Origin of the sequence: Pseudomonas tohonis (genome assembly GCF_012767755.2) — a bacterium.
GTDB lineage: Bacteria > Pseudomonadota > Gammaproteobacteria > Pseudomonadales > Pseudomonadaceae > Metapseudomonas > Metapseudomonas tohonis.
On record NZ_AP023189.1, the window covers coordinates 2,334,505 to 2,348,900 of the forward strand.

The 14,396-nt window shown below is 55.9% G+C and carries 18 protein-coding genes; 9 read left to right on the plus strand and 9 right to left on the minus strand.

The genetic code is table 11. The features are described from left to right. Nucleotides 1–259: 259 nt before the first annotated feature. A complete protein-coding gene (locus HSX14_RS10725) occupies nt 260–1,153 on the minus strand; it encodes a cation efflux transmembrane domain-containing protein (RefSeq protein WP_175384247.1) in 894 nt (297 codons plus the stop codon). 101 nt (nt 1,154–1,254) lie between these two features. Between HSX14_RS10725 and cadR the strand changes: the two genes are divergently transcribed. The 6 genes from cadR to HSX14_RS10755 all read left to right on the plus strand — a co-directional run bounded on the left by cadR (nt 1,255) and on the right by HSX14_RS10755 (nt 5,628). Beyond that, nucleotides 1,255–1,662 (plus strand): Cd(II)/Pb(II)-responsive transcriptional regulator, encoded by a 408-nt coding sequence (cadR, locus tag HSX14_RS10730; RefSeq protein WP_044727166.1) that lies wholly within the window; start codon nt 1,255–1,257, stop codon nt 1,660–1,662. Nucleotides 1,663–1,768: 106 nt separating this feature from the next. Next, complete coding sequence (locus HSX14_RS10735; protein WP_044727165.1) at nt 1,769–2,116, plus strand: DUF3703 domain-containing protein; 348 nt, start codon at nt 1,769–1,771, stop codon at nt 2,114–2,116. Between the two features lie 44 nt (nt 2,117–2,160). Then, the gene (gene lspA / locus HSX14_RS10740) at nt 2,161–2,622 is read left to right on the plus strand and encodes a signal peptidase II (RefSeq protein WP_373874771.1); all 462 of its coding nucleotides are present in this window, start codon (nt 2,161–2,163) and stop codon (nt 2,620–2,622) included. Beyond that, entirely contained in the window at nt 2,619–3,365 is a 747-nt protein-coding gene (locus tag HSX14_RS10745; RefSeq protein ID WP_023083084.1) for a helix-turn-helix transcriptional regulator, read from the plus strand. The genes lspA and HSX14_RS10745 overlap by 4 nt, the downstream gene beginning before the upstream one ends. Nucleotides 3,366–3,433: 68 nt before the next feature. Further along, the gene (locus HSX14_RS10750) at nt 3,434–4,342 is read left to right on the plus strand and encodes a sterol desaturase family protein (protein ID WP_127839256.1); all 909 of its coding nucleotides are present in this window, start codon (nt 3,434–3,436) and stop codon (nt 4,340–4,342) included. Nucleotides 4,343–4,377: 35 nt separating this feature from the next. Next, nucleotides 4,378–5,628: a cytochrome P450 gene (locus HSX14_RS10755; RefSeq protein ID WP_069900667.1), complete on the plus strand. Its 1,251-nt coding sequence runs from the start codon at nt 4,378–4,380 to the stop codon at nt 5,626–5,628. 157 nt (nt 5,629–5,785) lie between these two features. Here HSX14_RS10755 and HSX14_RS10760 read toward each other — a convergent pair whose 3' ends face one another. Then, a complete protein-coding gene (locus tag HSX14_RS10760; protein WP_041013396.1) occupies nt 5,786–6,370 on the minus strand; it encodes a protein-disulfide reductase DsbD domain-containing protein in 585 nt (194 codons plus the stop codon). 17 nt (nt 6,371–6,387) lie between these two features. Beyond that, the gene (locus tag HSX14_RS10765; protein ID WP_017246246.1) at nt 6,388–7,578 is read right to left on the minus strand and encodes a protein-disulfide reductase DsbD family protein; all 1,191 of its coding nucleotides are present in this window, start codon (nt 7,576–7,578) and stop codon (nt 6,388–6,390) included. A 778-nt stretch (nt 7,579–8,356) separates the two neighbouring features. Between HSX14_RS10765 and HSX14_RS10770 the strand changes: the two genes are divergently transcribed. The 3 genes from HSX14_RS10770 (at nt 8,357) to HSX14_RS10780 (ending at nt 9,756) form a co-directional block, all read left to right on the plus strand. Then, complete coding sequence (locus tag HSX14_RS10770; protein WP_173178439.1) at nt 8,357–9,055, plus strand: inovirus Gp2 family protein; 699 nt, start codon at nt 8,357–8,359, stop codon at nt 9,053–9,055. Between the two features lie 184 nt (nt 9,056–9,239). Next, nucleotides 9,240–9,485: a type II toxin-antitoxin system Phd/YefM family antitoxin gene (locus HSX14_RS10775; RefSeq protein ID WP_132444928.1), complete on the plus strand. Its 246-nt coding sequence runs from the start codon at nt 9,240–9,242 to the stop codon at nt 9,483–9,485. After that, entirely contained in the window at nt 9,475–9,756 is a 282-nt protein-coding gene (locus tag HSX14_RS10780; protein WP_125861722.1) for a type II toxin-antitoxin system RelE family toxin, read from the plus strand. The genes HSX14_RS10775 and HSX14_RS10780 overlap by 11 nt, the downstream gene beginning before the upstream one ends. Before the next feature lie 69 nt (nt 9,757–9,825). Here the strand turns inward: HSX14_RS10780 and HSX14_RS10785 are convergent, their stop codons facing one another. From HSX14_RS10785 to HSX14_RS10810, 6 genes are all read right to left on the minus strand, one after another. Further along, nucleotides 9,826–9,999, minus strand: coding sequence for a hypothetical protein (locus HSX14_RS10785; protein ID WP_165362587.1), 174 nt, complete (start codon nt 9,997–9,999; stop codon nt 9,826–9,828). Between the two features lie 10 nt (nt 10,000–10,009). Further along, a complete protein-coding gene (gene radC, locus HSX14_RS10790) occupies nt 10,010–10,507 on the minus strand; it encodes a RadC family protein (protein WP_034019467.1) in 498 nt (165 codons plus the stop codon). Beyond that, nucleotides 10,479–11,429: a recombination directionality factor gene (locus HSX14_RS10795; protein WP_173178440.1), complete on the minus strand. Its 951-nt coding sequence runs from the start codon at nt 11,427–11,429 to the stop codon at nt 10,479–10,481. Before HSX14_RS10795 ends, radC begins: the two co-directional genes overlap by 29 nt. A 90-nt stretch (nt 11,430–11,519) precedes the next feature. Then, nucleotides 11,520–12,524 (minus strand): YqaJ viral recombinase family nuclease, encoded by a 1,005-nt coding sequence (locus tag HSX14_RS10800; protein ID WP_173178441.1) that lies wholly within the window; start codon nt 12,522–12,524, stop codon nt 11,520–11,522. Nucleotides 12,525–12,602: 78 nt separating this feature from the next. Next, nucleotides 12,603–13,571: a DUF932 domain-containing protein gene (locus HSX14_RS10805; RefSeq protein WP_173178442.1), complete on the minus strand. Its 969-nt coding sequence runs from the start codon at nt 13,569–13,571 to the stop codon at nt 12,603–12,605. 97 nt (nt 13,572–13,668) lie between these two features. After that, nucleotides 13,669–13,998 (minus strand): hypothetical protein, encoded by a 330-nt coding sequence (locus HSX14_RS10810; RefSeq protein WP_228723569.1) that lies wholly within the window; start codon nt 13,996–13,998, stop codon nt 13,669–13,671. Nucleotides 13,999–14,396 lie beyond the last annotated feature (398 nt).

The window sequence follows — 14,396 nt, forward strand, 5'->3', positions numbered from 1 at the left end:
CAAGTCTACAGATATCCTGATAGCTCCGCCGCAGAGACCCATCTTCTATCTGCCTCCACTAAGAAAGCCCGAGTCAAAAGGCTGAGCTTTGAGATCAATGGCAATCAATACGGCCCCGAGCTGTACCGGCCAGAGAACAGCTCGTGTGCGATGCAACAGGGTTCTCCCTCCCGTTTAATTTCATCACGGTCTAGGCTCTTACTCGGGCAATCGGCACTCGCTACGTTCGGGAACACGGGGTAGCTGTCGATCCAGATAATCAGGCTTTCAATGCCAGGATTCGGCGCGCACCATTCAGTACGATGAGGCCAACGACCGTACCAATCACCAAATCTGGATAGGGAGAGCCTGTCCACGCCACCAGAGCTCCTGCAGCGATAACACCAATATTCGCAAGCACATCGTTGGCCGAAAAAATCCAACTCGCTTTCATGTGTGCACCGCCTTCGCGATGGCCATAGATCATCAACAGACAGCTGACGTTCGCGACGAGTGCAACTAAGCCAATCCCCATCATCAGCATCGACTCAGGTTCGCTGCCATACATGAAGCGTCTAACCACCTCCACGAGTACCCCCAGAGCCAACACGATCTGGAAGATACCCGCCAGGTGCGCAGCGCGAACCTGCAACCGCGCAGCTCGACCGACCGCAAAGAGAGCCAGGCCATAGACGGCTGCATCAGCAAACATGTCCAGCGAGTCGGCGATCAGGCCCGTCGACTGAGCGATCAAGCCTGCGCCCAGCTCGATGACAAACATCGCAGCATTGATACCGAGCAAGATTTTGAGCGTGCCGGCCTCCTTGGAAGCAGTCAGCTCTTCACTGGCGCTATTGGCCGAAGCTGCTTCCTGGCTGGCCGGTTGAGTACCGAGCAATGTTGCCCCTAAACCAAGTGATTCCAGCTTGGTCGCGATCTGGTCAACCGGACCGTCATGGAAAGCGCGTACCTGTCTGCTGCTCAGATCAAAGGACAACGAATTGAGCTCAGGAAAGCCATTGAGCGCGAGCCGAATCATGCGCTCTTCTGAAGGGCAATCCATCTTCGGCACAGAAAAACTGCTGACCCAAGTCCCTTCATTCGAAGGCGCGGTTGCCGCTTCAGTGGTTGCCGGCTCAGGGCCACAGCCACAGGATTTATCACAAGAAGTCATGACTCGCCTCTCCTATAGGACTTGATTCTACCGATTAAAAACCATGTAGTGGCTATAGGGTCAAGCCTGGATATACTGGCTTTTTTACCAAGGGACAGACCATGCGCATCGGTCAACTTGCACAGCAGACAGGAGTGGACACTCAGACGATTCGTTTTTATGAACGTCAGGGACTGCTTCCACCGCCCGAACGCGAGGACAATGGCTATCGAACCTATAAAGCAGGCCATGCGGACAAACTGCTGTTCATTCGCCGATGCCGCTCTTTTGGCATGTCACTGGAAGAAATTGGTGTTTTGCAGAGCTATCAGGAACAGCCGCAGCAACCCTGCGTTGCGGTCAATGAGCTCCTTGATAGACATATCGCACAGGTAAGGGCTCAGATCGCATCCTTACATGCTCTCGAAAACCAGCTGGTGACGTTGCGAGGTTGCTGCGATAACGAACGACAAAGTCTGGACTGCGGGATACTTTCGGGCCTGCTGGGGGGCGACAAACCTCTTTCGTAATCCGGCATAAAGTCATTTTTGCGTCGTCTTGAATCGCCCATAGCGCTTGACCCTATAGCAGCTATAGGGTGTTCACTCGGGCATCTACTGCGTAAGTGAGATCCAGATGAATACCGCTCTCAGCATTGCCATTGATGAGGCCTTCTTCCAGGCTAGGAAAGCACTTAATGAAGAGGCGCCAACCGAGGCTTTCTCCTGGCTGGAGCGAGCCCACATATTGAGCCAGCGAATGCCTATTCTTCATGCTCAGAGCCATTGGCTGATGCTGAGGGCCGGCTGGCAGTTGCGCGACTTACGAAAGGTGCTCAGCCAAGTACCGCGAATCATGGCGGCCCTGCTGTTCTCGAAGATCTGGGTGCCGCTCGGAAACAGCGGGCGCGCCAGGGTCAGTGCTTTTGCGCCGATGCCTATTTCACCGGAGCTGCAGCGACTTCTTCAAGGAGAAATGCAATGAGGTCGTCTCCTAGATCACCTCTTGTTGCTCCTGGGTTCTGGTGGATGCTATCGCTAGCCATTGCCTCGGCCGACCTAGCGTTGAAAAGCGCAATTGCGGGTTCGCTCCCGGTCGGCACCGTGATTCCTCTCACCCCGTTCTTCAACCTGGTTCACTTCTGGAATACCGGTGCAGCGTTCAGCTTCCTGGCTGACGCGGGTGGTTGGCAGCGTTACTTCTTCATTGTCATAGCTTTGGTCGTTTCGATCGTGCTGGCTCTGATATTGCGTAAACGCAGAGCCAAAAGCGAAGCCCTAGGCTATAGCCTTATCTTGGGCGGGGCAGTTGGGAATCTGATTGATCGCGCATTTCGAGGCCATGTAATCGACTACCTGGATTTTTACTGGCTGTCCTGGCATTGGCCTGCGTTTAACCTGGCGGATATTGCTATCGTCGGTGGCGCCGCCATGTTGATCCTGAGCAGTTTACTAAGCCCAAATGCGGAAGCCGGCCGAGTCAACGAATGAAAGGCTCGCTCTCAACGGATACCGTACGCTGGGCAGGCCAGGCCTGGATAGGGCCCGGCATCGGCATCTTTCATGGCCGTGCCGGCCACCAGGAGTGGCACCACCATCAGGCGCATCAGATTTCAGTGGGCCTCGATTCACCTGTATCGGTTGAAACCCCGTTGGGCATTCAAACAGGGGCTGCCATCTTCATCGCCGCGGGCCTGAAACACCGGATCAGTGCTGGTCGAGTGCTGTCGATCTATCTGGATGCACTATCCGATGAAGCCCCAACTATGCGGGGTACCGAAGAAGCAAGGGTAGTCGTGATCGCCCCGGCGGACGTAGTAGCGATTATCGATATGCTGCGCGAGACAGGACATACCGCTCTCCAGGTTAGGACGGGGGTGCGCCAGGCACTGCGGCTACCCGATCCACCGATTCCAGATCCTCGCTTGACAAAGGTGATTGAAGCGCTGCATAGAGGCCAAATGAGGCGCGAAGAAATGGCCGCGTTGGTGCATTTATCCCCTACACGGTTTTCCCATTGGTTCGTGGAACAGACAGGCTTGCCGCTGCGCAGCTATGCGAAATGGTTACGTCTCACACAAGCCCTACAGCACCTAGCCAAAGGGGGTCTACTCACTGAAGCGGCCCATGAGGCGGGCTTTTCTGACTCGGCACATTTCTCCCGGACATTCCGGGCACTGCTGGGCATCGATCCTTCCTCCGCCCTGGCTGAAGTCGATCTTCAGGGGTCGTAGCTCTTTCGTTCAAGCCGAAAGCGGACCTTCCCACATACAGTCATGGCTCCCTACTCAGGAGCTGAGCGATGTCTATTCCCTTGCGATTCGCCATACGGTGGCTGAGCTATCCACTTGTGTTTGGCGGCTGTGCCTCCTTCATGATTTGGGCGCTGTATGCAGGTATACCGTATTGGCCCACCACACCCATAGTCGCCGCGGCGGGGCTGCTACTCATTGCTGGCTTGGAGCGCATCCAGCCTTTTCGGCGAGCCTGGCTGGAAGATCATCAGGACACCCTGACGGATCTGCTGCACATGCTGGTGAACCTGTCTGTCATTCAATTTACTGCAGAATTTCTGGCTAAGTTAGGCGATGCGGTACCGGCTTCGGTTCGGCTCTTTCCGATCGAGAGCCCATTGTGGCTGCAATTGCTACTAGTCGCCGCCGTGCTCGACTTGAGCCTGTATGTGATGCACCGCATCAGCCACCGGGTGCATTGGCTGTGGCGCTTTCACATGATCCATCACAGCGCTGAGCGGCTCTACTGGATGAACGGAGAACGTCGACATCCTCTGCATGCGGCGTTGATGGCCGGGCCGGGGCTGGTGGTTTTGCTCATATCTGGAGCTCCGTCTGCCGTAGTCGCAACGTGGTTTGGGATCCTAACCGTCCATCTGGCCTTTCAGCATTCGAACCTGGACTACAGCGTGGGTTGGCTGCGGCATGTGCTAGGGGTTGCTGAGGTCCATCGTTGGCACCATAAGCGCGACTTCGAAGACGCCCAGGTCAACTTCGGTGAGTTTTCAACCGTGTGGGATCGGCTATTCGGAACCTTCTATGACAGTGCCGGGAAGCTGGGCAAAGCTGAGGTTGGGCTGCATGAAAAGGACTACCCCAGAAATTATTTCGGGCAATTTATTGATCCTCTTCGTCCAACATCTGCTTACCCGGCCGGTCACAATTCTTTAGAACAGGATGAAAGCCGCAATACGTAGCTAGAACGGGTGGAGTCTCAACGGGAGTACAAGCGATGCCAAACATACCGCGTGACACCGGATTGGACAGTACTTGGGCCTTCTTGCGAGATCCCTACCGATTTATCTTTGCGCGCAGTCAGTTTCATCAATCGCCGGTGTTTCAAACTCGCTTGATGTTACAGAAAACTCTGTGCCTAACAGGTGCCGAAGCTGCTCGCTTGATTTGCGACCCTGACCGATTCGTTCGCCAGAACGCTGCGCCCAAGCGACTGCAAAAAACCTTATTCGGACAAGACGGTGTCCAAGGTTTGGACGGTGATGCGCATCGTCACCGAAAGGCCCTCTTCATGGGAGTGCTCACACCCGCGAACGTGCAGGAACTAGCAGAGTTGAGCGAGGTTCGTTGGAGGGAGTATGCGCGAACTTGGCGTCCCGGTGAGTCAATCGTCCTCTACGAGATTGCTCGCGAAATTCTATGCCGCACCGTATGCGACTGGGCCGGTGCTCCAATCGCTGAAAGAGATGTTCAACAATGGACTCAAGATCTTGCAGCTCTCTATGATGAGCACGCCGGCGCGATCGGTCTGCAGCACTGGCAGGCACGGAAGGCACGTCGCCGATTGGAGCAATGGGCGGCAGAACTTGTCGAGTCCACTCGCGCCGCTCCCCCTACACCCGAGCAATCGCCTCTCGAACGCATCGCCCATTACAAGGACCAGCACGGACAGCCGTTGGATCTACATACCGCATCAGTGGAACTACTAAATCTGCTGCGGCCGACGGTAGCCGTCTCTGTATTCATAACCTTTGCAGCGCTAGCGCTGCACAAGCACCCGTTCTGTCTGAGAAACCTGCAGTCGGGAGATGAAAGAGATATAGGTTGCTTTGTGCAGGAAGTGCGGCGTTTCTACCCCTTCTTCCCAGCGATCAGCGCTCGCGTGAAAGAAGATTTTCTATGGGAAGGATTTGCCTTTGGCAGGGGCACCTTAGTCCTGCTGGACTTATACGGAACCAATCACGATTCCCAGCTCTGGGAGGAGGCAGATCGTTTCAAGCCTGAGCGCTTTCGATCCAACTCTCCGTCGCCATACTGCTTCATCCCACAAGGACCAGGCGACCCGCATGTTAACCATCGCTGTCCAGGTGAAGGCGTCGCCGTCGCATTGATGAGCGTTGCTGTTCGCTTCCTGGCTCGCTCGCTCCAATATGAGGTTCCCGAACAGGATCTATCAATCACCTGGGACCGATTGCCGGCACTGCCCCGAAGCCACTTCGTCATGCGGAATGCGCGAATCACAATGTAAGTTTGGTGTTTAACGAAGCGAGTCTCGCCCATCTCAAGATATGAACGGTGGGGCATGGCGTTGAGCTGCCCAGCGCAACCACGGCAATCGGGGAATACTCAGAATAAGCTGTTCACAGTCATTCCCCAATTGAGTCATTTCCGAGGGCCGTTCTGACTTATTGTCGCTTGGTATCGTCCAGATTCAGCGCAACGGGCAGGTCAGTCGGTGCCAGACAAATGCCCTCGTCACTGCAGGCCTGCACCCGTACAATCATTTCGAGCCTGCCTGCCTTTTCCAGCACGGCGGTCTGTTTTTCGTCGGGCCGCAGCCGAATACTTGCACCGTCGTCATACACCTCTAGGGCGGTGTCACTCAGCACAATGTCACTGACCCGGCCGCGCGGGTACTGCGTCGGGATTATAAGCGCCTGGCCGTTGACTGAAGAGCTGACGACGGTGGGAATCAGGAATTCCATGGAGGCCGGATTTGCATTCACATGCCAGCCCGGTTGAATGTTCAGTGTTAAAACGAAATCACCCGTCTTTCCCGCCATTGCTGCGGCGCCTCCCGCAACAGTGAGGCGGACCTTATCAGCGGAATTTGCCAACCCTGCTCGGGTCGGCACCGGGACTTCAAGACCGGCACGTTCAGTCTGGGCAGCGTCGAGGTTGTTTCCGTTGGTGTCGATCAACATGAACGCAGCGATCGCGATCGCAAAAACCACTACTCCAGCTAGCAATCCTTTTTGTCGAATCACCATGATTGGGTCTCCAGTATCTAAGGTTGTGGGTTTCCGGTGCGATTGATAGCTTCGACCAAGCTGTCGGTGTCAAAAAGCCCCGTGAAACGGGCGATAACGGTGTCGTCACGGTCAACAACCACTGCGAAGGGTAAGGCCTGCCCGCCGGTCGCAGTTAATAGCGCATCTTTTTCTGGGTTGCTCGCTGTCACGTCAACTTGTATGGGCACCATCTTGGTGCGCCGCACGGCTTCGGCCACAGCGGCCTCCTGGTAGACCGTGCGCTCAAGTATCTTGCAGTTGATGCACCAGTCGGCGGTGAACTCCAGCAAATAGGGTGTGCCCTGGGCTTTTGTCTCCGTCAGTAGTTTTGCGGAGTAGGGTTGCCAGACGAGTTCGTCTTCGCTGTTGCCCAGCGGGGATGCGAATTCCACAGTCATCGCAAGGGCAAGGCCTGCCGCCGTTGTGGTGATCACACGCACGGTACCATTACCCTGGACGAAACGGCGGGCACCCCAGGCCAGCACCAGGGCCAGCCAAGACCACCATAGCCAGGTATAAACCGCTTTGGGCACCAGGCTCGCGCTGAAAAAGACGGCTGCGGCCAGCAAGACCAACGCGAGCACTTCTCTAATGACCAGGGTCCAGGGCCCCGCCTTGGGCAACCGGCTCAGCCAATCGGGTTTGAGCATCAATGCTGCGTAGGGCAGCGACAACCCCAGCCCGATACTGCCGAATATCCCCATACTTACCGGCGTCGGCTGGGTAACGGCAAAGGCTAGGACTCCACCAAGGAAAGGACCGGCGCAGGGTGCGGCCAAAACCGCACTCAATAACCCAGATACGAATGCTTCAAAGTAGCGCCGGCCATGGACCGAGGCGGCGAACGCCGGGATCGGGATGGGCAAATCCAGCCAGGTGACCACCGCAAACCCGACCATCAAGGCAACAAGGACACCAACGAACACCGCAGACTGAAACAAAGTGCCCCAGCTCCACTGCAGAAGTGCGGTCAGTCCGCCCAACGTCAGGAAAAACGCGAGCGTTCCTGCGGTGAACGCCAATGCCGCCAGCACGCGGTGCGATCGTTGGCTGCCCGCCTCTCGTAAGATGGTCCGGACCTTAATGGGAATTGCAGGCAAAACGCAGGGCGTCAGGTTGAGCAGCAAACCTGCCACTATCGCCATTAAGAGCTGGCCGGCGATGAGTAAAGAGGGAATTTGATCCATCACTCAGCTATTCCCAGCCCCTTCCCACCCTTCCTGGCCGGAACGTCCGGTCTGACCCCGCCATTGGCTGCTTGCATACTTAAACAGCAGATTTTTTGAGTGCTCATATCTCTTCTCCATATAGACCCCGTCCTTTGAGTTATTGGCAAACGTCAGCTATCGGTAACCATTATCGCATCGGCTTCAGGCATCGCGAAGAGCTGAGATGACATTAAAGAATTTTACACAGGCGAGGCAGATGCTTGGTTAGTGCCACTCTGGGTATGCTAAAAACCTAGCGGCTTACCATTTTCAAGAGTTGCAGGGCTGAATATTCCCGAGGATCAAGGCATGACTCATGATGACTTCACTCAATGCTGTATGCATGTACAGTATTTGTTCGGTCGACATCACGCAAGAGCTATCCATCGATCTGGCACCCTTTGAGCTACGACCCATGGCTGAGAGCTGGTCGATAGCCTGATGCACTGCTGAGTTGGGGTAGACGGTTTCCAACCGATAGTCATTTGGCAAGTCTACAAATGTAAATTAATGGATAACTTATGATGATTTAATTCCGGAATTGCATTGGGAAATAAAATGCTGTAATTGCTTAGTTTTGCTCTAGGTTCTCTTCGTGTTTTCTGGGTCTTTTGTTTTTTTAAGTTTGCGGCGGGAGTATTATGTTTTTATTATTAGTTATTAGTATTATCTAGGGTGATAGATTTTATAGTAAGGGGGTGTTAAATAATTAATAATGGCATATGTGTTATGAGTCAAATTAATTGGAGTCATAACCATGTTAAGCAATACCTATACTGCCCGGCACTCCCCACTACGTCATCCCGATAATGCCAATCTTCATTTGCACTACGGGGAGACCTTTGAAGGATTTCCCATTCAAGCAAAAGTAGGCCCCTTTGCTCTGGAGTACCTCTATGCTCTCAAACATACCATCGACTTGGCTCTGGCTGAGTATCCGAGAGTCCTAGCCTTTAGAGTAGATCTTTATGTTCCTAAGGATATTGAACTGCCCGACTATGCATACACGAATAAGGTCATAAGCAAGTTCTTTGACTCGTTTACGAGTAAGATCAAGTACCATCAGGAGCGGGTGGCTGAGCGTGGTTACTCGCGTGGTTGCAAAGTACGGTACGTCTGGTCGAGAGAGATTGGCCAGGGAGGGCGACAGCATTATCACCTGCTGATCCTGTTGAATCGCGATGCATACTACACATTAGGTCGCGTCGGGTCGGAAAGGATCAACATCTTCAGGCGGATTAAAGAGTCTTGGGCCAGCGCACTTGGATTATCAGCTGCCCAGGTAAACGGCTTGGTTAACAGGCCCCCGAACTCTGAGTACTTTATCAATCGTGAAATTCGTCGAGAGAAGGTCGATGAGTTGCCTGAACTGTTCTACCGAGCCAGCTACCTGTGTAAGAAAGCGACCAAGCACTACGGGGATCGCCAGCGGAGTTTCGATACCAGTCGGGGGTAGGGAGCAGTCCGCGCAAGCCGCATGGGCTCACACCTGGATGGGAGGCTTCAGGGCAATCAGTGCTCCCAGATGGCGGCGGTTCAAAATTGGACGCCTCGTGCCATTCGGAAGATTGCCCATGGGGATTCCTTGCTATGCTATGCACCTTAAGACCAAAATAAAGACCTAAAAAAGGAGCTATGGTATGCAGAGTGTTTTGGCTGACGTTGCCGTGAGCGTTTCTGAGCTGAAGAAAAACCCCACCGGTGTCATGGCTGGTGCTGGTGGCATGCCGGTCGCCGTTCTCAATCATAACCGCGTGATGGGGTACATGGTGCCAGCCGAGCTGTACGAGCAGATGCTGGAGCGTCTGGACGATCTGGATCTGATCGATGTCGTTAATGCACGCTCTGGTGAGAAGGGTGTGCCGGTGAACCTGGATGACCTATAAGCTCGAGTTCCTGCCCTCGGCGCTGAAGGAATGGGAGAAGCTGGGTCATACGGTGCGTGAGCAGGCAAAGAAAAAACTGCGTGAGCGGCTGGAAGCACCAAAGGTTCAGGCTGATGCCCTCAGGGATCTGCCTGGGCACTACAAGATCAAGCTCCGAACAGCAGGCTATCGATTGGTCTATCGGGTCGAAGATGATCGTGTGGTTGTGATGGTGGTCGCAGTGGGCAAGCGTGAACGAAGTGCAGCTTACAAGGCAGCAGGTAAGCGTTAGCTACCAGGGCAAAAGAAAAAGTGAGAGCCATTGCAGGCAGTCTTTCGACTACCTACGCTGGCTCACCGTTCAAGGGTTCATTCTTACTTTCTGCTTCCGGTAGATCCAGCACGCCAACACCACGGCAATCAGCAATGGTGGAAAGCGCACCATCAGAATCACCAGCAGCAATATCGCCAGACAACCGGCCAAGATCCCGGCAAACATGAATGCCGAGGCAACAGTCCGTAACAGCAGTTTCATTGGCATCTCCTTACAGGTAGCCGCGCTCAGCCAACGACACACAATCCTCCTGGCCTACCACAACGTGATCGAGCGTTCTGACTCCGACCAGGTTGAGCGCGTCCTGCAGTTTCGTGGTGAGGTTTCGATCCGCCATGCTGGGTTCTGGGTCACCCGAAGGGTGGTTGTGCACCAGGATCAGGGCGGCGGCGTTGTGCTCCAGGGCGAGCTTCACGACCTCCCTGGGATACACGCTGGCTCCATCAAGAGTCCCCCTGAACAGCTCCTCGAACGCAATCACCCGGTGCCTGCTATCGAGCATGAGCAGGGCGAACACCTCGTGCTCATAGTCAGCCAGCAGCGCCTGTAGGTGACTGAACACCTCCTTAGGCGACGTCAGGGCACGTCCCTTGCGCAGACGCAGGCTGGCCAGTTGCCTGGCCATCAGCAGGATGTCGTTTTCCGTCACCGGGGACTCGACTAAGTAGGTGCCGGCCGTGTCACTGGCTTTCAGCTTGTGCAGGTGCATGGCGGCCTCCTTGGTCTTGGTCTGTGGGTGGGGTGTGACGAGCAGCCTGTGCATCGAGCTTTTCAGCCAGGCTGGGTTTGGTGGGGTTGAGTTGGGAAATTGTTGCTGCAGCAGGAGCTTCACCCTCGGGGTAGAACTCTTCCACGATGGCGCTGGCATCCTCCTCGCTGTCCTCGAAGGCTCCGTTGCCGAAGCCGCGTCGTGCAGCCTCATCCAACGCTGCTTGATTGAAGCCGGCAGCTTGCCGCCGCGAATCGAGTTCACTGGCGGACACCAGTGCTTCAGACATGTCCATGCCACCACGTACCGTCAGATCGGCGTAGAAGATCGGCGTGCCATGGCTCTGGCGAGTCGACTTACCACGTAGACGTAGTTCCAGTGGCAGGCAGGCCAGGCGGTTGCCCGAGATGGCCTGGAAGTAATGCAGGCGAGCGGCGAGGGTGCGGATGCTGTTGAAGCCGGTGGTGCGGAACACAAAGCTGCCCAGCGGATCCTCATCGCCAATGACTACATTCAGCCGGCCATAGGGCTTGCAGGCACCACCTTTCGCCAGTGGGCAGGCATCCGGCGACGGGCAAGGCAACGACTGCATGCCATCCTGAGTGACTCGTTTGCAGGTCTCGCCATTGCCGACGCAAACAGGTCGGCCCGATTGTCGGTCGAACAGCGTGTAGTCGGCTCGGAAATTCAGCTCCGGCTCGTTGAACAGCAGGCGTATCGGGATGCTGCGCAGCTTGTCGTCCTTGCCCTGACGTAGCTCGTCATTGATCGGGTGCAGTAGCCAGCCGTCCTTACCCTGCACCTGGGAGGTGATGGTGAACTGGTCATCCTTCTCCGGCAGTCGCTTGCCGTTCTTCTCGATGACCTTGCCGATGGAAATCCGCCCGAGTACCGGCGGGGTGATAGCCAGACCTTTGAGCATGGTGAGTCTCCTGGAAATGAAAAAAGGCCAGCCACGCAGTGCGAACTGCATGGTCTGGCCAAGGGAGGGAAGGGATGTAAACGTTGGGTTTCAGCCGACCAGGAAGCGCCGTGCACCTGGTTTCAGCAGCGGGTACTTGGCCTGCAGGTAGGGCTTGTCCTTGAGCAGTTGAGCGACATCGAGGCCGATGCTGTCCTTGGCCTTGCGCCAACTGACGTAGCCATTGGAAAACTCCGCTCTACTGGCATCGCCCATGGCTTGCTGCAACATCTGCTTAAGCTCGGCCTCGCGCTTTTCCTTATCGGCAATCGACTGGCGAACGGCCTTCAGTTCAATAAAGGCTGCGGCCAGTCCGGCATGTCCGCTGAAGTCGACGACCTGACCGTTATCCTCCGGGTAGAGGCAGCGCAGGGCTGATTCAGCGGAGGCGGTGCCATCAGCCGGTGGTGGCGTATCCGTTTCCACGTAGTGCCAGAACTTGCGCTCCAGCTCGATCAGGCGAGCGATCATCTGCTCATCCCGCTCGATGCGATGGATCTCCAGCGACTGACCACCCAGCAGTACTGCTACATCCGCCGCCTGCTTGCCGGTGACGGCGAGCTGGTGCATCACCTGCAGCTGCACATACTCCGGCACGCCATCTTTCCAGAGGCGTGCCCCGTTTATGCCGGCTGTCTTGCATTCAAGGATCTGCACATCGTCGGCCCCGATAATCTCACGGTCGATGTTGGCCAGCATCCACGACAGCTCCGGGTCCGGATGCTGCAGCACAGCGTTGATGCGCCGTACCTTGTTCTTCGTGCGCTTGCTGTAGTGCCAGGCCACGATGGGCTCCAGCACGTTGCCCCAGTACATCGGGCTTTCCTCATCCAGAGGATCAGCCTTGGGCATACCGGCATCGCGGCCTGTCTTCTCCATCCAGAGTTCCAGCTGCGATTTATACGGATTGAGTCCTACCGCAGCAGCGGCATCCGAACTGCCGATGCCTTGCTTGCGAATCTGCAGCCAGTCCTCGCGTGGCAATTCCTTGGTGCTGATCAGACGCAAAGCCGGACGGGGTTTGCTGGTACTGCGGTTCAATGAAGTCGCTTTCATCATGCTTCTCCTGCAGACATAAAAACGCCCAGCCAGCACGAAGCTGACCGGGCGATACGGTTGAGGTGGGGAGACGGGTTAGGCGGCGAGTTGCAGCGCTGCATCCAGGGCGCGTTGCTTGATCTGTGCGCCTTGGCCGAACCAGGCAGAATCCAGCCGATATTCGGTGCTCCGCGCACGACGCTCATGATCGACATACTCGGTCACGGCATTGAGCAGGCCCCAGGCGGTGCCTTTGGCCGATTCCAACTGACTGCCCCGGCCACGGCCTTCGTACAGTTCCTGAACCCTGCGCAGGGCGCGCTCGTTGGGCAGCTGTTCAGGAAGCTGGCCTGTCGGGCTGACCTCGCACATGACGTTCATAAAGAAGCCCATTGCCTCATGCCACTGCACCTTGCGCTCTGCCAGATGGCGCATGCGGTACATGAAGTCGTCCCATTGCGAGACGGCGATACCGAGCTGCTTCTTCACCAGATTTGGATCGAAGCGAGTGTTGTGCGGCACCTTGATCGCTCGGCTGGTGCCGTTCAGGGCGATGGTCAGCGTGTTGTTGCAGACCACGCGGATGGTGGTTGGTGTTGCAGTGGTGGCCAGGGTGCCGTCGCAGGAAGTCGCCAGCAGCAAATAGCCATTCACATGGTCGTTGCCCTTGAGTGCGGCGCCCTGTCCGGTACGCGCCAGCGCCCAGAACTTACGACCGCCTTTGAGCACGCCGGCGGTTTCCAGCTCGTAGCCGGAGACCTCGGTCAGGTCCCGGTAGAACTCCAGGACATCCTTGGGTTGCACGGTGTGGTAGCGCTGCGAGACCACCGACAGCGGTGCCTTGGTGTCCGAGCGGTAGAGCACCTTCTGTTCGGGGAACGAGTGGATCGCGCCCAGATGGCCGATGGCATCCGACTTGAAATGCACTGGGCTTTCCAGGATCTGCCAGTCCATACCGGCTTCGCGTTGCCAGACTTCGATGGGCTGTTTCTGCGGCAGGTTGTTACCCAGGCCGTGCCACGGAGTAGCGCCAACGTAGGCCATTTGTTCGATTTGATGAGCCATAACGAATTTCCTTTGGGTGCAGGCCGGCATAAAGCGCCGCGCAGAGCGCAGCACCGGCAATCAGTGATGTGTAAGGAATAGGAGGGCGATATTCGGATCAGGCCGGCAGGTTAAAACGGTGACCGCAGAGCAGGCAGAGGTTGTGAGCCAGCACATGGCGATCGAGCGATTCGCCAAGCTGAGCGCCGAGCGCGCAGCCACCGACGCTTCCGGCCAGGCCACCGAGGATGGCGCCCGATACCGAGCCGAGTGTGATACCGACAGGACCGGCGATTACGCCGAGCGCTGCGCCGGCCTTGCCGCCTGCCAGAGCAGCACTGACGCCGCGTGCGAGACCACCGACCGCGCCGATAGCAGCGCCGGCTTTCATGGCGTGATGGAAAGAAGCGACTTTGGGTGAGTGACAGCGGGGGCACTGCAATGACATGGGGCGAACCTCCTTGGTGCTGATGTCATGGCAGTAATGTGTGGCTGAGATTTTTTCGAATCGAATTTCTGCTTTGCGGCAGCGCTCGACACCTTAAGCAAGGTTAAACCCCAAGTGGTTTGAACAATAGCCTTTACGAAAATCAACCCAAAGCCCTGGTAAGGGGTCCAGCGAAAGCGGCTATTCCGGCTATTTTCAGCCGGAATAGCCGGAATAGCCGGGGATATCGAGAATTCTCGCAACACAATGGAGCTTTCTTTCTTGTTGAGTCCGGAAAGTCAATAGGCGTGCTTTATTATTTTACAATAAATTTAAGCACATTCGGTGTCCTGGAAAAATATCTTTTAAATCAATCTGTTAGTTTGATTATTAAAAAGTCAATAGTGTTGCTTGAAATT